This is a genomic window from Bacteroides timonensis (assembly GCF_000513195.1).
GTDB classification, from domain to species: Bacteria; Bacteroidota; Bacteroidia; order Bacteroidales; family Bacteroidaceae; genus Bacteroides; species Bacteroides timonensis.
Genome location: NZ_CBVI010000044.1, coordinates 34559 through 60267 on the forward strand (window position 1 = coordinate 34559; position 25709 = coordinate 60267).

A 25709-nucleotide genomic window follows, 5' to 3' on the forward strand; every position below is an offset into this window, starting at 1 on the left:
TTCAATTAGGACTTATTTCAATTTCTATAACAGATGGTTTCCCGCTAAGCACTCCCTGTTCCATTGGAACAATTACGGTTCGTCCATTAATTACGAGAGTTATTTCGTTTAATGCGGGATTCATACAGGCATCCGTTACGGATAGTTTGTATTTACCCTTTTCCTTTTGAATCAACACTGCACAAGGAGAAGAAGCGGAGAGAGACAAATTATTAACGTCTATACCCTTATTGCCGGGATAAAATACAACTTCGGTCAGTTTACCATCTACAGAACGTACAGCCTGTACCAATGTATCGTTCCGCAAAACTTGAAAAGGCAAAGTATCAGCAGGCCGTCCCTTACCTGTATAGACCACATAACCATAAGTATCATTTACCGGTACTTGTCCATGATCAACCCACAAACGCAAAATATCAACCGTCTGAGGCAAATCTCCCTTCTTTGCATTTCCTTTATTTCGCTTTATCCAATTAGTTGGACAAGTCTCCGTCAGAACAAAAGCCTTATGGGTAAATTCAGGCAACACACAATAAGCAAACTTACCTTCCTGCATTACCCATACAGATTGTCCTTCAGAAGTCAACAAAGATTGAGAACCTTCCTGTAAAGGCTTCTCTTTTCCCTTTTCCATCACAGTAACTGCTCCGATGTGAGCTGTTTGGTCTATAGTCGTACGAATGCCTCCTTCCATAGCCGGTTTCGCATTAGTGATGCCTGCACCCAATGCTACAAAATAATCTCCCAAAATAAAATTTGCCTTATAGGCCTTAAAGTCATAAAGTAGCGCATTCAGTCCCTTACTGTTACCACGATCATTCACATCATCTTTATCAGATGCATTCATTTTTTCAAAGATATAACCGGTTACAGCATTCTCGCCTCCATCGGTAGTGCCTACCGCATAGTTATATTTACTGCAATATCCACGCCAATTAGTCACAGGTGTAAGCTTGTTCATCCCTTCACGTGCCGTAACACCCGGAGAGGCTGTGACATCCCAGCCTCCCATTATACGAAAGTATTCATCGCCTGTACGCTGAAAGAGGGTCAATCCGTCCGTAGGATAGAAATTATATTCATCCGCCATATTCACCGCACTTTCCAGACCGTCACAACGGACAGAAGCCATATTTACGGTTATGTGATAATCGGAAGTTTTCTTGATCAAATCATCGTTATTAAAGAACCATCGGGTACCATTGTATACCCCTGGCGCATAACTATCCATATTTATGCGGTTCTTCTTGACTTCCGCCTGTAAGAGCTGCAATTCTTTCTGTTCTTCGAGAGTAAAAGAGTCTATCCAATTCGTTACAATATTATCGAGCATCTTTGCATAAGGAATAGATTGCTCCGTAGAATTATATACATACGATCCACGGTCGAGACAAGGCAAACGATAACCTTTATAGTAATACCAACTACCACCACGTAAGAAATTCAAGATAGCCTCAGCATTACCACGATTCAGTGCTTTCGACCAGGGAGTACCTTTCAACAAATTCAAGATACTAAGTGCATTGGATGTTCCATCAATAGGATAGCCCCATATCAGACATTGTTTACCATGTCCCCATCCGGCTCCGTCGGCCGTAAACCCCTCTGTCCAGAAAGCTTCCGAATAAGTTTTCTGCGAAGTCATACTGACGCCCCGTTGGCAAACTTCAGCCAGCAAGTCAACCATAGGAATAGAGCGATACATGGCTGCCACCGGAAGCAGGGAACGATAAGCCAAAGCATTTCCTCCAACCCACCACACATGATTACGGAAACGCGAAATAGAAACGACATTTTCATCCGTTTCATCGTGTCGAAGGGGCTGTGTCCAAGCTTGAAGCCCCAAGGCTTTCAACATATCACAAGCCTCTCTCAACAATGCTTTTCCCTGCCCAATCTCCGCTTCCTCCATTTGAACGAGATAAGCATAATAGATATTAACAGCCGCCGTTGGGATGGCAAAACAAGAAGCATGAAAACGCGGTCCATCATTAGGACGTCCCAACTCTATATTTCCATAGTGTAATATCGCTTTCAGCACTTTATCACTCAAAGCCTTCTTCAGCGGAAGCTCTTTCTTGCGATAGGCATCAGCTATTTTCCAGATACAATTGAATGCATCGGTCAAAAAGATACCGATCTCCCCCTGTACTGTGGAGTAAGGCTTTTGGAAACCATTATCTTTCCGAAATTCTACTTCCTGCGCCTGCAAGGGGATAAATATACCATTATCTGTCAATTGTTCCAAGCATTCTTTGCCACTGAATGAAGTCTTCAATGAATGATAACGATACGGATGTTCTGCAAATGAATGCCGCAGACGCTCCAAGGCTTTCTCCTTCTCCTGGTTATGAACTCGTTGTCCATCCTGATAGTAGCGTTGATAATTGTCAAAAGCATATTTTCTTTCCGTCTCTTGTGCACGGAGCAAAAATCCGGTACATGTGATCAACATAATGCAAAATAATTCTTTTTTCATGGTTACTTATTCAGTTTTATCAATAAAGGTTAGTTAAACAAAAGTAGAGAAAAAGAGAAAGAAGAAACGATATAAATTATACAATAAAGCGTATATTATTGTACAAGAGCTTATAAGAAGAGTATCACGAAATAATATAAAGATTATCTTTGCCACATTCATAAAAAGCATTGGTTATCTTTTTCCGGTTTTCATACAGTAGATTCTGCTTCTGCAGTATATCTGCTCCATACCCGAAACCATACCTTCCAAAGGGGGTTAAAGAGACTATGAGACCAGTCAACAGATATTCAAGAGAGTAATAGAACTTAAATTATAATATTAAACAAGCATACAACCATGAAAAAGAGTTATTTCTTATTCGCGCTGGTACTTTTCTCTTCAATCAGCCTACTTCGTGCACAGAAGATTGATAACCTGACAGAGTTAAAGCAGAAATCACAGAACCCATTATTCCATCGGTTAGGCAAAGCAATAGAAATACCTGCCTTTGAAAGCGAAGGTTATTGGAGTTGGGGAAGTTCCGTGGTAAAAGGAGACGATGGCAAGTATCATATGTTCGTATCCCGCTTTCCGAAGTCACTGCCTTTCCATCCGGGTTGGATGGTGGCTTCGGAGATCGTCCACGCTGTATCAGACACGCCGCAAGGACCTTATCGGTTCAGTGAAATAGCCCTGCCCGCACGTGGTGCACAGTATTGGGACGGACGTTCTACACATAATCCACGAATAGTGAAATACAATCATAAATACTATCTGATTTATATGGGTTCCACCCACCCCTTCGCAGATCCAACGTATGACCAGTTGACGCTCGACAGTCCTTGGTGTACGGTAGCGCGTTCCAACAAGCGCATCGGACTCGCTGTTGCCGATTCACCATACGGACCATGGAAGCGCCTAGATGAACCTATCCTGAAAACAAAACCCAATACTTTCTTTAGTTTTCTGACCTCCAATCCCTCACCAGTCGTACAGGAAGATGGCTCTATCATGATGATTTTTAAAGGTCGCAGGCATCTGGAAGACGGTAAGTATTCAAATATGGCTTTAGGAATCGCCCATGCTCCGACCATCGAAGGTCCTTACCAAGTATTAAACAATGAGCAGCCCATTTTCCAAGTAAACGGGCAAGGAGAAGCAGAAGATCCTTTTCTTTGGAAAGACGACAAAGGATACCATGCCATCTTCAAAGATCATGTAGCTAAATTTACAGGTGAAAAAGGAGGTGGTGTTATGGCACATTCTAAAGATGGCATTAACTGGACCGTTGATAAAGACCCGAAAGCATACTCAAAAACAGTAGAGTGGGAAAACGGCACAATAGCCAAACAAGGACAATTGGAACGTCCATTCATCCTTTTTGAGGATGGCAAGCCGACATTCATATTCTTTGCAACGATGGATGGTCCGGGCGAATTTGAAAACGGGACGCGTTCCTGGAACATGGTTATTCCGCTAAAATAGTTACCTTTGCAGAAATATTGAATAACTGATTGATATGCAGAGTACCCTCCCCATTCATTTTGCCCCGCTGCAAGGTTACACCGAGGCTATTTACCGACAAGCGCATGCCCGCATATTCGGCGGTGTAGAGAGCTATTATACCCCTTTTGTACGTGTGGAGCACGGAGAAATCCGAAAAAAAGACATGCGAGAGATTACTCTGGAGAACAATCGTGGCGTGCAACTTATTCCGCAACTCATTGCTCCCGATGTGGACAAAATGGAGCAAATAATTGCCCTATTCATCGAAAAAGGATATAAGAATGTGAACATAAACCTGGGATGTCCTTTCCCTCTTTTGGCTAAACGGCACAACGGTTCAGGAATGCTTCCTCATCCCGAAGAGGTACGGGAGTTGCTCACTGCTGCCATAAAGAATCACCCCGACCTTCAGTTCTCTGTCAAGATGAGGTTGGGTTGGGAGAACCCGGAAGAAAGTCTGGTTTTGCTACCCTTTCTGAATGAGCTGCCACTGACACATATCATTATGCATCCCCGATTGGGAAAACAGCAATATAAGGGGGAAGTGGATTTTAAAGGTTTTGAAGCCTTCTACAACGAATGCCGTCATCCGCTTATTTATAACGGTGATTTACTTACAGTAGAAGATATACAGACTATCAGCGAACGCTTTCCACAGCTGGCAGGTATCATGATAGGTCGTGGACTGCTTGCCAATCCCGCCTTAGCTTTAGAGTATCAACAGGGACATCCGCTTTCCGAAAAGGATATGCAGGAAAGACTCAAATTGTTCCATGCTGACATATTTGCCCAGTATGGCAATCTTCTGGAAGGGGGAGACAAACAACTGCTGACGAAAATGAAAAACTTCTGGGAATATCTGATGCCGGACGGAGACCGGAAGGCAAAAAAAGCGATTCATAAGTCCAACAAGCTGGAAACTTACCAGGCGGCAGTCCGCAGCTTGTTGGGATAATCATTGATCTTATTCCGGATTTACTTCCGGAATTGTATGTACATCTTTACGTATCTGCGCTACATGATGCAGTTTCATCCAATTGTGCAGATACTCACGGTGTTGTAGTAGGATTTCTTTGTATTTCTCCTCAATGGCGAGGTTCCGCATTTCACCACGGTCTTTTTCCATATCAAAGAGTTGCTCACGGTAACGGCCTTTGTCATACAGCACATACTTATATCGAGAAGTACGTAAAGCCCAGCCACGTGTGTTCTCGCCTTTATCGAATGTGGTTTCGGTCACAATGTAGTCTTGATGCTTCAATGACGGATCAGCTTTCTCTACCAACGGTCTGAAAGAGACCCCATGCAGCCCTTCAGGAAGCCGGATGTCTGCCCAGTCGCAAACTGCTGCAAAGAAATCCACACCATTATTCACGAGTTGAGGCATCTCCTTGCCGGCATTCTTTTTCCCCGGCAGAGTTACAATAAAAGGTATATTTACCACCTCTTCATATAAAGCCGATTTCTGGTTCCAGTGGTGTGCTCCCACTCCGTCGCCATGATCACTGGTAAATATCACGACTGTATTCTTCCATAAATCCTGTTTGTCCATAGCATTCAGAATCTTACCGATTTCTGCATCCACCTTTTCAACCAGACGATAATAGAGGCTCCGGTAACGACGCCAATCATCCGGAGTGTAGTTACGGGTAGGATAAGCCGAATAATTCAGGCTCTGCTCATAACTGATAACATCAGCGTCATAGGGATTCTTAGCGAAATTAAGAGGTAGTCCCGGCCACTCACTCTGCGGCAAGTCTTTTAGATTTCCCCAAGGCAAATTCTGGCTACGTGCGTACTCACAGATATTATGCGGATTATCGAACCCTGCCACAAGGAAAAAGGGGTTGGTATGTTCTTGTTCCAGAAAATCGACACAGGCTTCTGCCAACCCATTATCACTATGCGGATGGATAGTAGTAAAACCGAACTCTTTATCCGGCATGGAGGCTGTATGTACATGCCATTTACCGGCATAAATACAATCATAACCGGCATCCTGCATCAATGTTCCCAAAGTCCGGGTACGCAATGAGTCCGGTATCGGTGTACCGTTTCGGGCAAGTCCTACTTCGTGCGAAGTATAGCCTGTAAACATAGCTGCCCTGGCAGGTCCACTCAAAGGCGTAGAGCAATAGGCATTATGAAACAGGACACCTGACTGTGCCAGTTTATCCATATTGGGAGTATGCAAGTCATCATTTCCCATACAACTCATCGCAGAGGCAGTCTGCTGATCGGTTACAATGTAGATGATATTAGGCAACTCTTTTGCCCAAACCAAGGAAGGAGCGACAGCCGTTGCACACAACATTAAATTCTTTACTTTCATCACAGTTTTATTTTAAGGATTAACTTCATCTATTTCTTCAACTCCACATCAAAGCTGGCAGCATCCTTACATTCAAAACGCAAAACCGTCTGATGCTTATCCTTAGAAATTACCTTGCAATAAGGAGTCTCAGCAACCTTCCATTCGCCTCTCAGCGTAACCGTCACAGGTATCTCACCACTATCATTGTCAATCCAGGGACGGGAATAGATACTACGTTCCTTGCGCTTGCCATCCTTATCAAAGGCTTCATCGCTCGGACCCCGATAAAGGGCCAGGTCCGGTTGGGAAACGGTCAACAAGAGTTTCCCTTTATCCTCGCGTATCATCACAAGACAGGAAGTATCGGCCTTCTGCAACAAACCCTCTTTCGGCAACACCTGCGGAGTTTCAAAGAGTACATAAGACGTTAAGTTATCCGTCAGGGAACGGACAATATGCGCATTGCCGTCTTGCTGCAAGACTTTATAAGTAGGTTTACGGGCAAACGCTTTCAGAGCCGCCTCATCCGTACGCGGCAGGACAGCATATTCATAAGAAGCACCCTTCGGAGCCTTTCCATGTTCCAGCACCAACGAAACCCAGTCGCCGGAAGTAGGCTTCGGATTACGCTCTCCTACGGAAACCTGTGGAAAGTTTTTCTCATATTTCGCCGTTTTCATCGAGTTTTTCGATAGATAATAGCCTACGCCATTAGGGTCTATATACGTTTGACCATCGCTTTTATAAGCCTCCCAGTACTTATGCATTTCGGGAGTGATGGCAGCCAATTGGAAGACGGTAGTCTCCGTGGGGAACTTTTCGTTCGTATTCTCAATATCCGTGCCCAGACAAACAATTGTTCCGTTCAAGAAGTGATAGGACTTACGGGCGCGATGTGAGCCATTGTACTTATCATGTTCGTGCAGCTTCATCCCGAAGTTACCGTTCAGCCGTGCCTGCGACAAACCTCCGGCAAATGCTTCATCAGAATAGAGCATCTCTTCCATACCGGAGAAAGTATCCACGTTCATCACTTTTGCGCGGAGTTGATCGTAGGGTAAATGAATGGTTGTCGTACCGGGGAAACGATTCCAGTCAAAACCGGCTTCCTGCCAGCCACTGGTTGCGAAAGTGACCATTTCATCGGGCTTCCCGGTTAATATCTGCATACTTCCGTGGGCAAGATAACGGCCGTAAAAGTTGGCGTCCAGATAGTGTTCCGCTGCCCAAAGGTAACGGGAATGTCCACGCACCACAGCTGCCCAGTTATCCCGGCGCTGCACTGAAACGCAGCCGTAACCTAAAGCCAGATTACCTTGTGGATCGGATTCAGGACGGAAGCCTTGCGCCTCAAACAGTTTCTTCAATTCCAGTTCGCGGGTAGTGGACGACTTCGGAAGATAATCCGGAGCATTTTTATCTGGAGTTTCCGTACGAGAAACCAGGCGCAGATAGGCCGCAGCCAGTTCCGGATCATACTTTTGTTTCCCGTCAGGAGTACCCGCCAAGGCCAGAGTAGCGTATTGCACGGGAATCAATTGTCCCTTCCCGTTAGGATGACGTCCCGACATGGAGAGCGCCCATTGCTTGAAGTTGCAGTAGAAACGCATGGTGAGCAACACCTTCTTCACTGCCTCGTGCGCCAGTTCGGAAACTTTGAATTCCGTTCCGCTCAACAGATAAATCATATTCGTAGCACCATCCAGGCCGCCTACAGCATAAGCCGGATAGTTATTACGGTGATGGAAACAAGCTCCGTCTTTCTTGAAAGAACCTGCCAGTCCCAATGCCGGACGGCAACCGTAGTCTATCCAGCGGGAGAAAGAACGGAGGTATTGCAGCTTCTCGGGAGTATCTTCCATAATCAGGATGCTTGCCATGCGGCCCTGCGTCTGCGTATTGAAGGAGTCGATGTCAATACCGTTGACCGTAGGTTTGGGATAAACCTCATTGGTGATGGCATACCAACGCAAGGTGCGCTCAGCCTCATCCAGTTTACCCGTTTCACGCAAAACGTCTTTCATCAGAAAATACGCCACATACAGGCCGCGCATACTATATCCGTAATGATGAATATTTCCCCAGCAACTGCCGTATGCCACACCCTGATCGGTGATATGGTCGTACATCGCCAGAAACTTCTGTTTCAGTTCGTCCTTCACTGTTGCCTCCGAGGCATTATTGTAAGCATAAGCTATCCGGCGCATCAGGTTGAAGTACTCGTTCATTTCCATGCCCAGTTTGGTGAACATACCTTTATCCCAATTGGGGTACATACGTTCGTAGGCTTCCGCCTGCCGCACCATAAAGATGGGCAAACCGCTTACAACTCCATTTTTATACGTTATTCCATAGAAGTCATACTTCTTACGGATGGTTTCCAGTTCCTTTTCCGATAGTTTGGAAGGAGTATAGAGCATATCACGGAAACGTTTTTCCATCAGTTTCATATCTTCCTTGTTCTTTTCAGTAACCGGAGTCAGAGCGATTTCCGGTTTCCACAAGGAGTGCTCATAAATCACAAGCCAGTGGTTGGTGGTTCCTTTATTGACGAAAGGCACCTGCACATCAGCTGTTTGCTGGCGGGCATCTACTTTGCTGGCAGTTATCAGATGGTCAATGAACAATTCACCTTTCACATCCGGAGCCACGATACGCAGTTCGTTCATTCCGAGTTCGGGAGTGCCTTGCATATCACGCTCGTAACATACCCAGGCGGCACGCCAACCGGTGAAGTTGATACCGAAAGGAAAAGAAGTACATTTCTTGCCATCTTTCAAAAACTCAAATTGAATGGTGGTGTCCTGTGCCTGTGCATTATACACCCATACGATAAAAGCGGAAAGATAAGTATCTTTTCCCGTAGGGTCTTTTTGTTCAAATTGCAGATCGCGGCGGAGGGAAAGCACGGAGCCGGGTTCAAAGGTCCAGCGCAAGCTATGTGTACCGTCTTTATAATGTTGATCACTAATGCCAAGGGTGGCTCTCGTTACGTCCAGTCCGACAGGTAGTTCCGGGCCTTCAAAAGAAAGTAACCGTTCGTTTTTCACGACTTGTGCCGACAGACTGAACGAGAACAGCAAGACACATGCAGTGGCAAGGATAGGTTTCATTAACTTAGGTTTCGTTATCATGGTATGGGTATTAATAGGTTGAATTTAAGTGTTCGATACGGAAGCCCGTGAAACGGACATGATTTTGCAGAAGACGGAGACCGAAATGTCCGTCGCCTGCACCGGGTTCAATGGACAGGCGAAAGAGTTCTTCACCGTCTACACTGAAGGTAGTACAGTTATTCTGAACGCGGATTTGGATATGATACCATTGGTTAGGATTCAGCAGATGAACCGGATCGGTATATTCTCTAATAAGGGGTTTGACGCGTGCCTCATCCACTTCGTAAAATTCTCCGTAGTAGCGGCGGAAACGGGTGGTGGTATTATCATTACCTCCATATCCTACATAAAAAAGATTCAGGGTATTGTAGTTGCGAAAGATTCCGTTGCGCCAGGTGGCACGGGCAAAGAGCTTACCGGGATGCTTCGGGTCATTTGCCGCCCAAAAACAGTTCATATCGCTGAGGCGGTCGTGTTTACCACCGTTCATTACGGTACAAATGTGGTAACTGATTTCGTAATCACCTGTCAGACGATCTTTATACCATAGGGTAAGTCCCTCGGGGACGATGAGTTCCAGGGTATCTTCACGGATAGTAAAGTCCATCAGTCCCGACTGATCTTCAGCTACCCAATGACCCAATGACGTACGCTCCTGCGCCAGCAAAGTGCAGGGTAAGAAAAGGAAAAGGAATTTCCACAGAATTTGTATGAAAGATGAATGTGTCATTTCCGGTATTAGTTTCGTTCACAATATTTCCACACTGCAAAGAAACGGCACTTTTTAGAGGAAATGGCACATAAATCGTACAAAAAAGGTATATTTTAGTAATTGACCGGCAGGAAAACGTTCACTAAGGATGCATCTCCTCAAACGCCTTATTTTCTTCCGCTATCGTGCTGATGGTTTCCGGCAGTTCACTGATAGGAAGGTCGAAGTTATACCAATCGGTATAGCAATCGGTGACATACCACTTCCCGTCAATCTGTTCGAACACCACGCGAAGGGAAGCCTCCGATTCATCATAACCGGCTTCAAATTCTTTGTGCTTGGGATTGTTCACCGTGAAGCGGGAGACATAGACACCACCCTCTTCGTCCGTTATACGTTCTTCCTTAAATACGTCTTCGCCCAGCAATGCCCACTTTTCGCGTGTAAACGGAAAAGTCTTTTCCGTCTCGCCATCTTCCTCTAACAGAGCAATGGGAGTTTTCAACGGAAACTTAATACGGGAATACTGGAAAGAGGCACTGGAAGTGAATTTCTTGAGGAATGCCTGGAAGTCCTCATTAGCTGCGGCAGCCTGACCACCGGTGGTTGTCAGCATAAGCACCGCGAAAAGACAAAATACAAAGTGAATTGCCTTCATCTATTTACAATGTCAAAGGGTTTATAAATCAGCGGCAAAGATAATGCAAACCGAAGGTAATACAAAATAAGCGGGCTTATTTTTAATGCCAAAATATGGCTAATCTTCTATAGGATGCATATGTCAAATAATAATAATTCATATCTAAACATATAAAACATCCATCTTGCAGGGCTACACCCTTTCCCCCGGATGGTGTAGCCATCACATGCAAAGGGTGTAGCCATCCGACAAATAAGGTGTAGCCCTGCGAAATAGCCCTCGGAAGTACTCCAGGCAGGGATCAGAATGAAATATAGAACTTTACCAATATCTTTTCATGTAACATTTTATCATGTATTTCACTTCTGCCTCAGATACTCAAACCCGAAGCGGCAACGCAGACAATCTTTCCTATCACAATACTCTTTTTGCAGTTGCAACAAAGCCTGGGAATCAGCAGCCGTAGAAACATGCAGCCCTGCCCCACTCCAATGCCGGATGATGTGATTGTCTTCCGCTTTCAAGCCTTCGAGGAAACGCGTGGCACGGTCACAGAGCATCTCATCCGCTTTGTGCAGCCCGTAGGCATAAAGAAAAGGAATAACAGTGTTGATAACAATCAGATTCAGAGCATTCTTTCCCACCTGCTTTTCCTGTGAGGGAGAAGCTTTGCTAAAATTGAAGTGTTCCTTCCAATAAGGAGAAGCTGCGACAGCCAGTATCTTCTGAACAGCTTCCAGGGTTTCCGCTTCCATAATGCGGGAAAAGAGGGAGTGTTCTTTATGATAAAGATTCGCCAACTGTGCCAGCCGGACATGGGGAAAATTGCCGGGACGCAAACGAAGAAAACGCCATTGGCCGACAGCCATCGGAGCAGCCAATTCAAACTTATGCTGCAAATAGCGGAATTCTTTCTGCAACTTCAGATAATACTCATCCGCATCCGGCAACTCCTCGTCCAACAATCCCGCCTGGCCGAAAAAGAAAGCTTCTATTTGGAAAAGATCATCCCGATGCTTGTCTACCGCACGGAAAGGCAGATGACTGGCCCACGCCTCAAAAGCATCCCCATTCAGCCCGAAGCCGAAGTTGCGGGACAGGGTGATAAAGAATACATCTTCCCAATTGCGATTGAACCGTTCCAACCGGGCGGTAATGGCACGGGCTTTCTGTTCGAAGCGCTCCACCTGCAAGGCGGAAAGCCAGGAATGAACGGTCAGTTTCGGAAGAGAAGATAATATGGAATAACAAGGAGGATAAATCTCCGCATGACGCAATTCCTCATAATGCCGGAGAACTGTTTCGGGACAGGAAAGTTGTAATTGCAATACCTTTTCTCCGTTGAGGCGGAATACTTCGCAGTCTATCGTTTCCGCCACGTGCAGGATGACGTTGTTATAAGCTTCATCCTTATCATGCCCATGCTTCAGCCAGTCGGACGACAGCGTATGTATCTCGACGTTCCCCACCCAGTGGGTACCGCCTATTTTCAGTTTGGCATTGAAGAAGTCGGGGCCTGCGTTTGTGTTCGGTAGTCCGGCATCTATCACTTCAACCGGTTCGCCGGTGGTGGTTTGGAGCATCTTTAAAGGGAATATTTTATGTTTCCAAACGTAGTGCAGTAGTTGTTCCATGTTAACAAGACGTTAATATTGCCCGCAAATGTAAGAAAAACATTACCTTTGCGACCTATAGTTTGTTGATAAACTGAATAAAAAACAAAAGAAACAATGAAAATAGCACTAATCGGCTACGGAAAGATGGGCAAGGAAATTGAGAAGATCGCCCTCAGCCGCGGACATGAGATTGTAAGCATCATCGACGTCAATAACCAGGAAGATTTCAACTCGGATGCGTTCAAAAGCGCTGACGTGGCAATAGAATTCACGAACCCTATGGTAGCGTATGACAACTACATGAAAGCTTTCAAGGCTGGCGTGAAGGTAGTTTCCGGCAGTACGGGCTGGATGAATGAACACGGAGACGAGATTAAAGAACTCTGCACCACAGGAGGAAAGACTTTATTCTGGGCATCTAATTTCAGTCTGGGTGTCACCATCTTCTCCGCTGTGAACAAGTACCTGGCAAAGATAATGAACCAATTCCCCGCCTACGACGTGACAATGAGCGAAACACATCACATCCATAAACTGGATGCGCCAAGCGGCACCGCCATCACGCTTGCCGAAGAGATCCTGGAAAACCTGGACCGTAAAGACCGCTGGGTGAAAGGAACTTTGCAGGCACCAGACGGAACCGTTTCCGGTACTACAGAATGTGCCGCAGACGAACTGCCGGTAAGTTCTATCCGCGAAGGTGAAGTGCCGGGTATTCATGTCATCCGCTACGAATCAGAAGCCGACAGCATCATCCTGACCCATGATGCCAAGAACCGTAAAGGTTTTGCGCTGGGTGCTGTTCTTGCCGCCGAATATACAGCTGATAAGGAAGGTTATCTGGGAATGAGCGATTTGTTCCCGTTCTTAAAATAAGAAACACGGACTATCTCAGTTCTCCTCCTGGGAGGAGGAGAACTGAGATAGTCTGGCAAACAAACTATAAATATCAAACTAAAATGAGAAAAGCAACTCGCGCCCAATGGGTTAAATTCGCAATCGTCACCGTACTTTACCTCGCTTTCCTGGTATGGGTAAAAAGCTGGTTGGGACTGATTGTCGTACCTTTCATCTTCGACATCTACATCAGCAAGAAAATTCCCTGGGGCTTCTGGAAGAAATCAGAGAATCCGGCTGTACGCAGTGTTATGAGTTGGGTAGATGCTATCGTGTTTGCACTGGTAGCCGTTTATTTCGTCAACATCTATGTATTTCAGAACTATCAGATACCGTCCTCTTCTTTAGAGAAATCTTTGCTGGTAGGCGATTACCTCTACGTAAGCAAACTGAGCTACGGTCCGCGCGTGCCGAACACACCTTTGTCCATGCCGCTGGCCCAACACACTTTGCCGCTGGTAAACACCAAATCATACATCGAATGGCCCCAATGGGACTACAAACGGGTTCCGGGTCTGGGAAAAGTGAAACGGAATGATATCGTCGTATTCAACTTCCCCGCCGGAGATACCGTAGCCACCAACTTCCAGCAGACAGACTTCTATACCCTTGCTTACAACGAAGGACAACGCCTGTATCCGAACCCCGTGAATATGGACAGCCTGACACGCAAGCAACAACGCGCTGTTTACGACCTGTACTATAATGCCGGAAGAAACCTGATACGTTCCAATCCGAAGATGTACGGCGATATCGTCGTCCGCCCCGTAGACCGTCGCGAAAACTACGTGAAGCGTTGTGTCGGATTGCCGGGTGACACGTTGGAAATCAGAGATACCCAGGTTTATATTGACGGTAAACCCATCGAGAACCCCGAAGAGATGCAGCTCAACTATCTGGTACAGACCACCGGCCCATACATCACCGAAGATATGTTCCGCGAACTCGGCATCAGCAAAGACGACCAGGCACTCATAAGCAACGAAGGCCTGTTAATGGAAATGGGATTAACCCAACGTGATGCGCAAGGCCGCCTCGCCCCTACCTACGATTTGCCATTAACAAAGAAAATGTACGAAACTCTCTCAGCTAATAAAAAGCTCGTCAGCCATATCGTCATGGAACCGGAAATATTCTCCGGTCAAATGTATCCGCTGAACCTTTATACCAAATGGGACCGCAACAACTATGGACCTATCTGGATACCGAAAAAGGGCGCTACCATCAAGCTGACCGAAGATAACCTGCCCATCTACGAACGCCCCATCAGAGCCTATGAGGGTAACAAACTGGAAGTAAAAGAAGACGGCATTTACATCAATGACAAGAAGACCGACGAATATACCTTCAAAATGGATTATTACTGGATGATGGGTGACAACCGTCACAACTCGGCCGATGCCCGTTCGTGGGGATTTGTACCGGAAGACCACGTGGTAGGTAAACCGCTCGTCGTATGGTTGTCACTTGACAAGGACCGTGGTTGGTTTGACGGCAAAATTCGATGGAACCGCCTATTCAAGTGGGTCGGATGATGCCAAATGAAAGAATGAATAATTGGAAGATAGCGGGAACAGTCATTGGAATAATACTCGTTATAGTATTACTCCGGGGCTGTGTCGTAACTTCCTATCTTATCCCCTCTTCGGGCATGGAGAATTCCTTGTTTCAGGGAGAACGCATTCTGGTGAACAAATGGAGCTACGGACTGCGTCTTCCTTTCATGTCTCTATGGAATTACCATCGTTGGGGAGACAGTCCTGTGCAAAAGGAGGATATCATCGTTTTTAATAATCCCGCCAATCTTTCAGAGTCCGCCATAGACCGGCGTGAAGTCTTTATCAGCCGTTGCATCGGTGTACCGGGAGATACGTTGCTGATAGACTCTCTGTTTTCCGTCATTCCATCGGAAAAGAATGCACCCGACCAGAAGTTCCTGTACACCTATCCCCGGGAGAAAGAGAAGCAACTCGATTCATTACTCGCTCTCCTATCCATACAAAACAATCGTCTGATGGGACAGGACAGTATCAGAAATGTACGCAGTTTCAGCCGTTATGAATTTTATCTGTTGGAACAGGCCATGAACGGAAACTGCTGGATAGAATTACTAAACAAAGAAGATTCTGTAGAAGCCCTGCGGCCACTCATTATTCCCGGCAAAGGCAAAGCGATACGCGTATATCCATGGAACCGGACATTGTTGCGCAACACACTTGTATTACATGAAAACAAACAGGCTGAAATCAAGAATGATACCCTGTACATAGAAGGCAAGCCTGTGCAGCATTGCTATTTTTCCAAAGATTATTATTGGGTAGGCGCCAATAATTCCATCAACCTCTCCGACTCCCGGTTGTTCGGCTTCGTACCGAAAGACCATGTCATCGGCAAAGCCTCTCTCATCTGGTTCTCCAAAGAAAAAGGAACCAGATGGTTCAGAGGTTACCGTTGGAAGCGCTTTTTCAATCACATAAAATAAGGGAGGAACAATCACTAAAAGTATTGAATGAAATGAAAACAATATATCTTTCTTCCGCCTATCTGGCACCTGTAGAATATTACGCCAAACTATTGGCATATGATAAAGTTTTTATCGAACAGCATGACCACTATGTGAAACAAACCTACCGCAACCGTTGCACCATTGCAGCACCCGACGGTGAGTTAGCTCTTTCCATCCCCACTGTAAAGCCCGATACCCTGAAATGTCCCTTCCGCGATATCCGCATCTCCGACCACGGAAACTGGCGGCACCTTCACTGGAATGCCTTGTCTTCTTCCTACAACCACACCCCCTTTTTTGAATATTACAAAGATGACTTCCGTCCTTTCTATGAAAAGAAGTATGAGTTCTTAGCCGATTTCAACGAGGAATTGTGCCGCCTCATCTGTTCGCTGATAGACATACAGCCTGACATGGAGCGCACCACAGAATATAAGACCACTTTCACCGTCAATGAAGACGATTTCCGTGATCGCATCCATCCGAAGAAAGATTTCCGTAAGGAAGATCCGGAGTTCACGGCACAACCTTATTATCAGGTTTTTCAGGAACGTCTCGGTTTCCTGCCCAATCTCAGCATCGTTGACTTATTATTCAATATGGGTCCGGAAAGCCTGCTGGTGTTACAACAATCTATTTGCAACAGATAAAATTGTAACCACCAGAACTTTCAGGTGTCATTTTGAGAATTTTTGCAGGAACTCCGCAAGATTTCCCCCTTCTTCTATACCTAACTTTTTGCGCAGACGGTAACGGCTGATTTCGACTCCGCGCAAAGAGATATTCAGCAGCGGAGCAATCTCCTTAGAAAGCAGGTTCATCTTGATATAAGCACAAAGCAATTTTTCTTTATTATTCAGTTCGGGGAATGTCTCTTCCAGTTTTTTGAAGAAATCATGATGAACCGAATCAAAAGTACTCTGAAAAGCCTGCAAATCGTCATCATGCTCAATGTTCGTATCAATCTGTCCCAACAGCCGGAGCGTCTTCCGGCGAAGGGAGACAAGATTCTCTTCACTGATGGAATGGGAAATGCCCAGCACCTCTTTCTTGATATCCAACAGGATTTCATTCTTACGCACGATATTGAGTGTAGTACGAATCAATTCTTCTGATTTATGGCGTAACTCTGACTGCAAATTTTCTTCCTTCAGTATATCAATCTTCTTATCTTTCAAATCACTCTCCTTCTGGAATTTCTGTTCTTGCCGGTAAAGTTCCAGTTCTTTTTGCATCAACAAACGCTTACGACCTTCTGAAATACGATAATACATATAGTAAAACAACAATACTACAACTACCGAATACACCAGATAGCTCCACCATGTACGATACCAGGGCGGCAGGATTTCAAAAGCAAAAGAAGTCTCCACCGGTTCCTGGTCCCCATCAGTCAACAACTTCACACTAAACACATACTTGCCTTCATGCAAACCAGTGAATTCTTTCACATTATTCTCACTGTATTCGCTCCAGGCTTCTTTCTCACCGCCTACACTTAACTGATATGAATATAAGACCGTCTGTGCCTTATTATAATTATTCACACTATATTTTATCCTCATCGAATTCTGAGAATAAGGAATCACTATTGGAGCCGTATCATACAAATAACTGCGACCATAAATAAGAGAATCACGTAATCCCGTCAGATACACTTTTCTGATTTGCAAAGTCAACGGTGAGCGCTGCGTCTGCGAACTATCCATTTTTATCAATGAAAAGCCCTCTTCTGTTCCGACAATTGCCTGATTAGCTTTATAAAGATGCACATCTTCAAAGTTCTCTATCAATGCCCCCTTTAAAAACAATTCATTATTCACCCGACGATATTCCCGCTTAACGGCATCATAATGCAACACTTTCAATGCACCATCCACTACGTACCAGATATTCTGCAATGAATCTATCTTCATATAGGTATATGCTGCCTTGCCCTCCAATAATTGCTCAAGCCAGGTACATGCTTCCAGACAGTCACGACTCTGGTCATAGTGCCATAAACCATAATGGGAAGCTATAGTTACTTCATCCTTCACCCGCAGCAAGCATGCATCATAACCACGTGGAAAGTTTATATTATTGTAATCCTTAATCTTTTCTACCTTTCGTAAGTCGTCTGTCAAAGTCAAACGGGAAACTCCATTCTCTTTATTTCCTATCCATAGAATATGGGTAGAATTTTCCATCAGCATATCCTTACATGAACGGCTGAAACCTTCTATATAACTTTCTACCGTCCAATCTGCTCCTTTTTTTGTAAGCAAATACAACCCGCTATAAGTTCCCGCAATCAGCACGTCTTTCCGAGCATCTACCGGAACTACCCCCCATACACCTTTAGGATTATTAAGATACTCCATACAATCTCCGTCTATTATAAAGATGCCATTATCCGAACAACAGAAAAGCTTATCGTCGTACTGGTGAAGCGACCACATCTGACCACCCGTACCCGGTACAAAGTTAATAGGATTTCTCTGACTCAACTGCTCCGGGAGAGTAGAGCAATACAAACCTTGATTCGTTGCAAAATAGAATTTATCGCGATAACTACATGAGGCATACCCCGAACCGATCACCGGTTTACCCCCATAGAGTGAAGCAAGCCGTGCATTTAAATGAATGCAATCGATACCATTATCCAAACCTAACCAGAGACTACCAGCCTTATCAAACATCATACTTAACACCGTTTTGTTTTGCAAACCATTCTCCGTAGATATCACCTCCATTTCATTCGTCTTCAGATTTAAAAGACAAACTCCACCTTGAATGCTGCCCAATGCCAGCAATGAATCTTGCAACGCCGCACAAAAGATCCGGTTTTTACGGCAAAACTCTTCGGCTACGGTGGGATATTTAGTGAAAGAAGTGCCATCATGAATGAAAAGACCATTATCCCGGGTCACTACCAGCAGGCTGTCCTGATAGGGTAATAGTCCTCCAATCTTAACCGTAGCGCCTATTGTCGAAGAATCCGATACCCGTCTGAATTCTGTCCCGTTTAACACCAACAACCCTTCAGCGGAAACAATATATAGCTTGTTCTGTACAATCAATGAAGTATAGATCTCCGAAGAATAATCTATTCTATTCACCACATCTTTCTCTATATAAAAGAAACGACGATCCGATTGAAAATATACCCGGTCTCTATCCAGCAGAATATTCCAAATGACTCCCACATTCACATTGGGAGATAAGCTATCAGAAAGGCAAGTATACTCCAACCCGCCAAGACGATTTGGCGTAAAATAACCAAATTGCTCCATTCCACCGATATAAATCCGTCCGTCATACCCCACCTTTACCGCACGCGTTTTAGCATTATGAATCGGGTAAATATTCCACTCTACACCATCAAACTCCAATAGTCCTTTATTATTTGCTGCATATATCCAGCCATTATCATGCTGCTGAATATTCCAATTCTGATTACCGGCTTTATAAGTATGGCGGGTATAGTTGCTCACGGGACGTTGCCATCCAGCACTTACAGGAATAGATATAAAGATGAGAAGAATATAAAAACAAGAGAGCTTTTGTTTCATAGCAGTTAACGTTTCATTCTTATAAAAACAAAGATAGAGTATTTTATCTATAAATAAAAGAATTATTTTTAGATGTAGCTGATTTATTATAATAAACATTTAATTATCAATTAAATAATTAAGTCAAGAGAAAGTTCTGATGTAGTCAAAACTAATCAATGAGAAAGTTTTGAAGTAGCGTTTTTTTAGGAAACGACCTCATTACACGCATATATTTGCAGCGGAAAAAAACATTTTGTTAAACCTAATTAAGTCATACTAACATGAAAAAAGCATCTTATCTATTCACGTGCGTGTTCCTATTCGGTCTGCTCATCAGCGGCAGTGCATGCGGGTCGGACAACGACGAAGCAAATCCCCCCGAAACACCCGGTGGTGAAAATCCGGAGCCCCCTGTCGGTCTACAAGCCTATATGCTTACCACCACTGACACTCGTACCTATGATCTAAAGGAATCTAGGGTGGAATTCGAACCCCAAGCCAGTATGTCACCCAAAAACATTCTGCTGAATCCAGAGCAGACCTACCAGACCATGCAGGGATTCGGAGCTGCACTCACAGGCTCGTCAGCTTTCTGCCTAAAACTGATGAAACAGGAAGACCGGACAGCCTTCCTTAAAAAGACCTATTCGCAGACCGAAGGCTACGGAAGTAGCTATGTGCGCATTGCCATCGGCTGCTCCGACTTCTCCTTAAGAGAATATACCTGCTGCGACACACCGGGTATAGAGAACTTCGCCCTGACTTCGGAAGAAACAGATTACGTGATACCTATATTAAAGGAAATCATAGCCATCAATCCGAATATCCGCATACTGGCTTCACCCTGGACCTGCCCCCTATGGATGAAAGACTATCAGAAATACCCTGTCTACCAAAACCGGGAATACACCGCCGGGCAGTTGAAACCCGAATACTACGCCGACTATGCCACCTACTTCGTGAAGTGGGTACAAGCATTCCAGGCAGCCGGACTTTCCACCAGAATCTACGCCTACGACCACAACTACAACTACGACAACAAAGGCGACCAGAACGGTTATCCCTACCAGATATACAACGATCCCGAAGCTGCCAAGTATCTGGCCGGAGCCGCCTACCATGACTATGGAGGCAACCGCAGCGAACTGCTCAACGTCTACCAGCGTGCCCCCGAGAAAGACCTGATCTTTACAGAATCTTCCATCGGCACTTGGAATAACGGCCACGACCTGACCAAAACCCTCCTTTCCAATATGGAAAGCATCGGTATAGGCACCATCAACAATTATTGCAGCGCAGTGACCATCTGGAACCTGATGCTGGAGACAGACTTCAACGGAGCCGTACCCAGCAACAACGGCGGGCAACCCAACCGTCCCGGCGGATGCCAAATCTGCTTCGGAGCCGTAGACCTGAACATGAGCGACTTGAAGACCATTTACATGAATTCGCACTACTACATGATCTGTCACCTCTCAGCAGTGGTAAAGCCCGATGCTGTACGAATCGGGACAAGCGGATATACCGACAATGACATTGCCTACAGCGCCTTCAAGAATACAGATGGAAGCTATGCCTTTGTCATCATCAACAAAAGCAGTTCGGCCAAGAGTATCGTGCTCACCGCCCCCGACGCCGCAGGCAAGAAGCACTCGGCAAACTGCAACTTGCAGCCACGCTCGGTAAACTCTTTCAAATGGAAATAACAGAGACTTAAATATAATACATCACTTTTTTTTAATTTTAAATTTATAGATTATGAGAAATCGATTTTTGCTCGGCATGATGGCACTCAGCCTTATCGGCATGACATCGTGCAAAGATGAGATTGACCAGTTCGATGATCACGGCAGCTCGACTATCGTATCCTTTGTAGGCAGTGAAAAAGCTTACATGGGCGATAGCATCACCTTCGACTTCGAGGTGAAAAGCGGAGGCGTGAAAATCAACCAGGCCAAGGTTCAACTCTACTATGGAGAAGAAATGGTATCCGAAGCCTTCTACAGCCTGAAAGCTGATGGAAAGTACAGCGGAAAAGTACTGGCCCCCTACCAGAGAAACACACCCGACGGAGATGCAAAGGTTATCTTGCGCATCCAGAACGAGCGTTTCAGCAACGACAGCAAAGAAATGACCGTTGCCATCGAACGACCCAAGTACCAAACATTAAAGTTGGTGGCTGCCAATGGCAAAGAATACACCATGACTCCTGTTCCCGGCAAAGAGTATGAATACAAAGCACGTGAAGCTTTCCCGGCCGACATGGAAGCATCTATCATAGCACCGGCCTATTCTGACGGGACAGACAACCCCTACCTGCAAGGCAACAAATTGCAATTCGGTATGGACAATGGCAAGATAGCCCTCAATGCCCCCAAAGGTATTGGCTTCGAAACCACAGGCTATGATGAAGACGGCAAGTATGAAATCACATTCAACACCCTGACTTTTGAAGGTGCCCCATTCCCGAAATTCGGTATACGCTTCGACACACAGAACAAGTTTATGGAATTCGACGGATCGGGCAATGTATTCTATGTTGAAACCGAATTCAAGAAGGACGACATCATCAAAATCAGCGGCATCAAAGAAGAGTATGCCGAACTTTGGAAGAACCCCACCTGGTTCGACCTCGTAGATGGAGACGAAACTCTGCTCCACTTCCGCGGAAGAGACGGTAAGTACAAACTCACGCTGGATAAAGGTATGAAAGCAATCATGATGGAACAGTTGGAAAACGCTTCTTCATCAAGCACACAGAATGCCACTGCCATGTGGGTGATTGGTAACGATAAGATAGGATTCCCATCATACGCTCAGAACAACATTAACTGGAACACGGGCAAAGCATTCAACCTGGTTCCGCTCACCGACACCAAGTATGAACTGATAATGCTTGTAGGACAAAACGTAAATGGCGTCAACTTCAAGTTCTTCGGACAGAAAGGATGGGGATTGGAATGGAAAGGCCCCGGAGCATATAGTGCAAAAGAAGGTGGCAACTATATCAAATACGCCAGTGACGGTAACTTCAACGCCAACGATACTTGGCCATCCGGCAAATACATGGTGATGACTGTAGAAACCAGCACCAATCCGAACGGACTCTGGATAAAAGCCTTAGACGAACTCCCCTTATACGAAATGGGCGAATGACCAACTTTCTTAAAGTATAGATAAACAATTAAGTATAGATATATGAAAAAAAGATATTATATAGCAGCTATGTTTGCCCTTGGTTTGGTAGCACAACCTGCCACTCTACGTGCCAGCGCTGCTGACGAAGCCAACGGTATTGAAGCCGTACAGCAACAAAAACAACGCATCAGCGGTTTGTTGACCGATTCCAATGGTGACCCCATTATTGGTGCCACCGTCAGGGTGCAAGGTACCACCAACCGCGGTGTCATCAGTGACGTCGAGGGGCGATACTCCATCGAAGCAGCTCCCGGCGAAGTACTGGAATTCAGCTATATCGGATTCGTTAGTGTAGATCACAGAGTGAAAGCCGATGAAACCACTTTTAACCTCCGAATGGAGATGGATGCCATCGCTACGGAAGAAGTAGTGGTTGTGGGTTACGGTAAGCAAAAGAAAGAGAGTGTAGTAAGCTCCATGTCAACCGTAGGACCGGCTCAATTGAGCGTAAAGAGCGCCAACCTTACCAACAACATCGCTGGTAAGCTATCCGGTCTGATTGCCGTACAGCGTTCGGGTGAACCGGGTTGGGACGATGCTCAGTTCTTTATCCGCGGTATCAGCTCGTATGCCGGTGGAACAGACCCGCTGGTACTGGTAGACGGTGTGCCCCGTAAAATGAATGACATTGACGTAGATGAAATCGAGACATTCTCTATTCTGAAGGATGCCGCCGCAACAGCCGTATATGGTGCCGAAGGTGCTAACGGTGTAGTATTGATTACTTCCAAACGTGGTAAATCACAGAAGACTGTTGTCAGCATGTCGGCCGAATACGGCTACTCCACACCGCTCCGCTTGCCCAACCTCATGAGTTCTTACGACTATTTGAGCTTATACAACGAAGCAGACTGGAACAGCAACGGCAACCCGCGCGCCAACTACACAGCACCGGTGAGCGACGCTGACCTAGAAAAATACCGCAACGGCGTAGACCCCGACCTCTATCCGGATGCAGACTGGATGAGCATGTTGCGCGACCACACCAGCAGCCAACGTTATACCATCAACTTCCGTGGTGGCGGCGACCGCGTACGCTTCTTCGTATCGGGTGCCTACTATACGCAAGACGGTGTGTACAAGGAGAAGAAGAACGCCGACTACGATTCAAACATCAGCTTCGACCGCTACAACCTGCGTTCCAATATCGACTTCGAACTGAGTAAAACCACCCGTATGTCTGTGGATATGTCCGGACAGTACATCAACCGTACGGCTCCCTCCAAAACGGCCGGTGACATCTTCGGTGGTATGACATTGCAACCTGTGCACCTCTATCCGCAGATCTACTCGGACGGTTCAGCCGCACAACACCCCAACTATGACAATTCAGGCCTCCGTCAGAATCCTTACAACTTCCTCTACTTCAGTGGATACAGTAAGAGTTGGGATGCCACATTCCAAAGCAAGGTATTGTTGGAACAAGACCTGGACTTCATCACGAAGGGACTCTCTATAAGAGGTAGCGTCAGTTTCGATGCCAACTCCAACCAGTATGTCAACCGTACAATGTCCCCCGCTACCTTTACTGCTACCGGACGCGATGCCGATGGCAACCTGATATTCAAGTCATTGGAAGCAGGTTCTGCATTGAGTAACCCCTCAAGTGGTTCATCCGGCGGTAACAAAAAGATCTACATTGAGGCATCCCTCAACTACAAGCGTAACTTTAACGACAAGCACGATGTTACAGGCTTACTGCTATACAACCAAAAGGAAACCCAGAACCAGAACGCTGGTGGCCTCAACCTGCTTCCTTATCGTAAACAGAGCATCGTAGGTCGTGGTTCTTATACTTACGACAACCGTTACACCATCGAAGGTAGCTTCGGTATGACAGGTAGTGAGAACTTCGCCCCGGGTCACCGTTGGGGTATCTTCCCCGCTGTGGGTGGAGCCTGGTATGTAAGCCACGAAAAGTTCTTTGAACCTGTACAGAAAGTAATCAGTACCTTGAAACTGCGTGCATCCTATGGACGTACCGGTAACGACCAGTTGGGCAATACCCGTTTCCCCTACCAGGAAGCAATGAACACCGATGCCGGCGGCCTCAACCTGGGTATATCAGGCATATCAAACGGTAATGCACAGAACTGGTTCGGCGGATTGAGCGAAAACCGCGCCTACTACGCCAACCTGCGTTGGGAGATTGAGGACAAAACCAACTTCGGTTTCGACCTCGGTCTGTTGAACGGACAGTTAGACCTCTCTATGGACTACTTCTCCAACCGTCGTAAGGACATCCTGATTACCCGTAACACGGTTCCCTCAATGAGCGGTCTGCAATCCAACCCTACCCAGAACTATGGTATCGTAAGCAACAAGGGTGTTGACGGAAGTTTGACTTTCAAGCAACATGTAGGCAATCTGAATCTGACGTTCCGTGCCAACTACACGTATGCGAAGAACAAGATTGTGGAAACGGATGAAATCAGACATAAATACAGCTACCAGGATCTCACGGGTATGTCATTGTGGACTCCTTTCCTCTACATCGCCGACGGGCTCTATACACCCGATGATTTCAACATCACTATAGATCCTGTGAGCGGTGCCGAAAGCTACCAACTGAAATCCGGTGTAGCCGATCCGGGAGCAGCCGTAGCACCCGGTGACATCAAGTACCGCGACTTGAACAATGACGGTGTCATCAACGACGATGACAAAACCTACCATAACGGTCATCTGGACAAGACCCCGCGCAGCGTATATGGTCTTTCGCTGAACGCTGAATGGAAAGGATTCTTCGCCGGTATCTTCTTCCAAGGTGTAACGGGTTGTTCCATCAACCTGATGAGCAAGGCATCCAACTTCATGCCGTTCAATCAAGGCAAGGACGCTTCTTCGGCACGTATGGAGGCTATGAGCCGCTGGAAGGCATCCGACCCCTACAACGACAACGTGCTTTACCCACGCCTGCGCAACAATACCTTTGCACACAACCTGCAACCGAGCACCTGGTGGTATCGTGACGCAAGTTTCCTCCGCCTAAAGAACGTAGAATTCGGTTACCAGTTCAACAAGAAGCAACTGAAGTCACTGCGCCTCACCAACCTTCGTCTCTACGTACAAGGTGCCAACCTGAAAACCTGGGACGACGTGAAATATTGGGATCCGGAACTGGGTGATGCAAACTCAGGTGCCAAATATCCTATCTCCAGCACTTGGACCTTTGGAGCAGAAGTTACATTCTAAACATCTAATTAA

16 protein-coding genes are annotated in these 25709 nt (G+C 45.9%); 9 read left to right on the top strand and 7 right to left on the bottom strand.

The annotated features are described in order from the left end of the window. Nucleotide 1: 1 nt before the first annotated feature. Nucleotides 2-2479 (bottom strand): polysaccharide lyase family 8 super-sandwich domain-containing protein, encoded by a 2478-nt coding sequence (locus tag BN161_RS09975; RefSeq protein WP_044265506.1) that lies wholly within the window; start codon nt 2477-2479, stop codon nt 2-4. A 339-nt stretch (nt 2480-2818) separates the two neighbouring features. On the opposite strand from BN161_RS09975, the gene BN161_RS09980 reads away from it, so the two are divergent. Both BN161_RS09980 and BN161_RS09985 read left to right on the top strand, forming a co-directional pair. Continuing rightward, a complete protein-coding gene (locus tag BN161_RS09980; protein WP_044265508.1) occupies nt 2819-3946 on the top strand; it encodes a glycoside hydrolase family protein in 1128 nt (375 codons plus the stop codon). Between the two features lie 34 nt (nt 3947-3980). Continuing rightward, nucleotides 3981-4922 (top strand): tRNA-dihydrouridine synthase family protein, encoded by a 942-nt coding sequence (locus BN161_RS09985; RefSeq protein ID WP_044265510.1) that lies wholly within the window; start codon nt 3981-3983, stop codon nt 4920-4922. A 9-nt stretch (nt 4923-4931) separates the two neighbouring features. On the opposite strand, the gene BN161_RS09990 is transcribed toward BN161_RS09985, so the two are convergent. From BN161_RS09990 to BN161_RS10010, 5 genes are all read right to left on the bottom strand, one after another. Further along, nucleotides 4932-6299 carry a sulfatase family protein gene (locus BN161_RS09990; protein ID WP_044265512.1) on the bottom strand — a complete coding sequence of 456 codons (1368 nt, stop codon included), beginning with the start codon at nt 6297-6299 and terminating at the stop codon, nt 4932-4934. Nucleotides 6300-6328: 29 nt separating this feature from the next. After that, entirely contained in the window at nt 6329-9415 is a 3087-nt protein-coding gene (locus BN161_RS09995; RefSeq protein WP_044265514.1) for a chondroitinase family polysaccharide lyase, read from the bottom strand. 10 nt (nt 9416-9425) lie between these two features. After that, entirely contained in the window at nt 9426-10127 is a 702-nt protein-coding gene (locus BN161_RS10000) for a DUF6250 domain-containing protein (RefSeq protein WP_044265516.1), read from the bottom strand. A gap of 124 nt (nt 10128-10251) precedes the next feature. Further along, a complete protein-coding gene (locus tag BN161_RS10005) occupies nt 10252-10767 on the bottom strand; it encodes a hypothetical protein (RefSeq protein ID WP_044265518.1) in 516 nt (171 codons plus the stop codon). A gap of 341 nt (nt 10768-11108) precedes the next feature. After that, complete coding sequence (locus BN161_RS10010) at nt 11109-12383, bottom strand: DUF2851 family protein (RefSeq protein ID WP_044265521.1); 1275 nt, start codon at nt 12381-12383, stop codon at nt 11109-11111. A 96-nt stretch (nt 12384-12479) separates the two neighbouring features. On the opposite strand from BN161_RS10010, the gene dapB reads away from it, so the two are divergent. The 4 genes from dapB (at nt 12480) to BN161_RS10030 (ending at nt 16418) form a co-directional block, all read left to right on the top strand. Further along, nucleotides 12480-13241 carry a 4-hydroxy-tetrahydrodipicolinate reductase gene (gene dapB / locus BN161_RS10015; protein WP_044265524.1) on the top strand — a complete coding sequence of 254 codons (762 nt, stop codon included), beginning with the start codon at nt 12480-12482 and terminating at the stop codon, nt 13239-13241. Nucleotides 13242-13324: 83 nt separating this feature from the next. Beyond that, on the top strand, nt 13325-14797 hold the full coding sequence (locus BN161_RS10020; protein WP_044265526.1) for a S26 family signal peptidase: 1473 nt from the start codon (nt 13325-13327) through the stop codon (nt 14795-14797). A 14-nt stretch (nt 14798-14811) separates the two neighbouring features. Next, a complete protein-coding gene (lepB, locus tag BN161_RS10025; RefSeq protein WP_044265553.1) occupies nt 14812-15744 on the top strand; it encodes a signal peptidase I in 933 nt (310 codons plus the stop codon). Nucleotides 15745-15776: 32 nt separating this feature from the next. Continuing rightward, a complete protein-coding gene (locus tag BN161_RS10030) occupies nt 15777-16418 on the top strand; it encodes a WbqC family protein (RefSeq protein WP_025831235.1) in 642 nt (213 codons plus the stop codon). Between the two features lie 27 nt (nt 16419-16445). Here the strand turns inward: BN161_RS10030 and BN161_RS10035 are convergent, their stop codons facing one another. Further along, on the bottom strand, nt 16446-19322 hold the full coding sequence (locus BN161_RS10035) for a ligand-binding sensor domain-containing protein (RefSeq protein ID WP_044265531.1): 2877 nt from the start codon (nt 19320-19322) through the stop codon (nt 16446-16448). 263 nt (nt 19323-19585) lie between these two features. Here BN161_RS10035 and BN161_RS10040 point away from each other — a divergent pair, with 263 nt between their 5' ends. Genes BN161_RS10040 through BN161_RS10050 form a run of 3 tightly spaced genes read left to right on the top strand, consistent with a single transcriptional unit; the run spans nt 19586 to nt 25697 of the window. Continuing rightward, on the top strand, nt 19586-21010 hold the full coding sequence (locus BN161_RS10040) for a glycoside hydrolase family 30 protein (protein WP_044265533.1): 1425 nt from the start codon (nt 19586-19588) through the stop codon (nt 21008-21010). Nucleotides 21011-21062: 52 nt separating this feature from the next. After that, a complete protein-coding gene (locus BN161_RS10045; protein ID WP_044265534.1) occupies nt 21063-22460 on the top strand; it encodes a DUF5125 domain-containing protein in 1398 nt (465 codons plus the stop codon). 42 nt (nt 22461-22502) lie between these two features. Then, a complete protein-coding gene (locus BN161_RS10050) occupies nt 22503-25697 on the top strand; it encodes a SusC/RagA family TonB-linked outer membrane protein (RefSeq protein ID WP_044265536.1) in 3195 nt (1064 codons plus the stop codon). Nucleotides 25698-25709: the final 12 nt, after the last annotated feature.

Coding starts and splice junctions, on each gene's coding strand:
- BN161_RS09975 (WP_044265506.1), bottom strand. CDS start 2,479: ATGAAAAAAGAATTATTTTGCATTATGTTGATCACATGTACCGGATTT.
- BN161_RS09980 (WP_044265508.1), top strand. CDS start 2,819: ATGAAAAAGAGTTATTTCTTATTCGCGCTGGTACTTTTCTCTTCAATC.
- BN161_RS09985 (WP_044265510.1), top strand. CDS start 3,981: ATGCAGAGTACCCTCCCCATTCATTTTGCCCCGCTGCAAGGTTACACC.
- BN161_RS09990 (WP_044265512.1), bottom strand. CDS start 6,299: ATGAAAGTAAAGAATTTAATGTTGTGTGCAACGGCTGTCGCTCCTTCC.
- BN161_RS09995 (WP_044265514.1), bottom strand. CDS start 9,415: ATGATAACGAAACCTAAGTTAATGAAACCTATCCTTGCCACTGCATGT.
- BN161_RS10000 (WP_044265516.1), bottom strand. CDS start 10,127: ATGACACATTCATCTTTCATACAAATTCTGTGGAAATTCCTTTTCCTT.
- BN161_RS10005 (WP_044265518.1), bottom strand. CDS start 10,767: ATGAAGGCAATTCACTTTGTATTTTGTCTTTTCGCGGTGCTTATGCTG.
- BN161_RS10010 (WP_044265521.1), bottom strand. CDS start 12,383: ATGGAACAACTACTGCACTACGTTTGGAAACATAAAATATTCCCTTTA.
- dapB (WP_044265524.1), top strand. CDS start 12,480: ATGAAAATAGCACTAATCGGCTACGGAAAGATGGGCAAGGAAATTGAG.
- BN161_RS10020 (WP_044265526.1), top strand. CDS start 13,325: ATGAGAAAAGCAACTCGCGCCCAATGGGTTAAATTCGCAATCGTCACC.
- lepB (WP_044265553.1), top strand. CDS start 14,812: ATGAATAATTGGAAGATAGCGGGAACAGTCATTGGAATAATACTCGTT.
- BN161_RS10030 (WP_025831235.1), top strand. CDS start 15,777: ATGAAAACAATATATCTTTCTTCCGCCTATCTGGCACCTGTAGAATAT.
- BN161_RS10035 (WP_044265531.1), bottom strand. CDS start 19,322: ATGAAACAAAAGCTCTCTTGTTTTTATATTCTTCTCATCTTTATATCT.
- BN161_RS10040 (WP_044265533.1), top strand. CDS start 19,586: ATGAAAAAAGCATCTTATCTATTCACGTGCGTGTTCCTATTCGGTCTG.
- BN161_RS10045 (WP_044265534.1), top strand. CDS start 21,063: ATGAGAAATCGATTTTTGCTCGGCATGATGGCACTCAGCCTTATCGGC.
- BN161_RS10050 (WP_044265536.1), top strand. CDS start 22,503: ATGAAAAAAAGATATTATATAGCAGCTATGTTTGCCCTTGGTTTGGTA.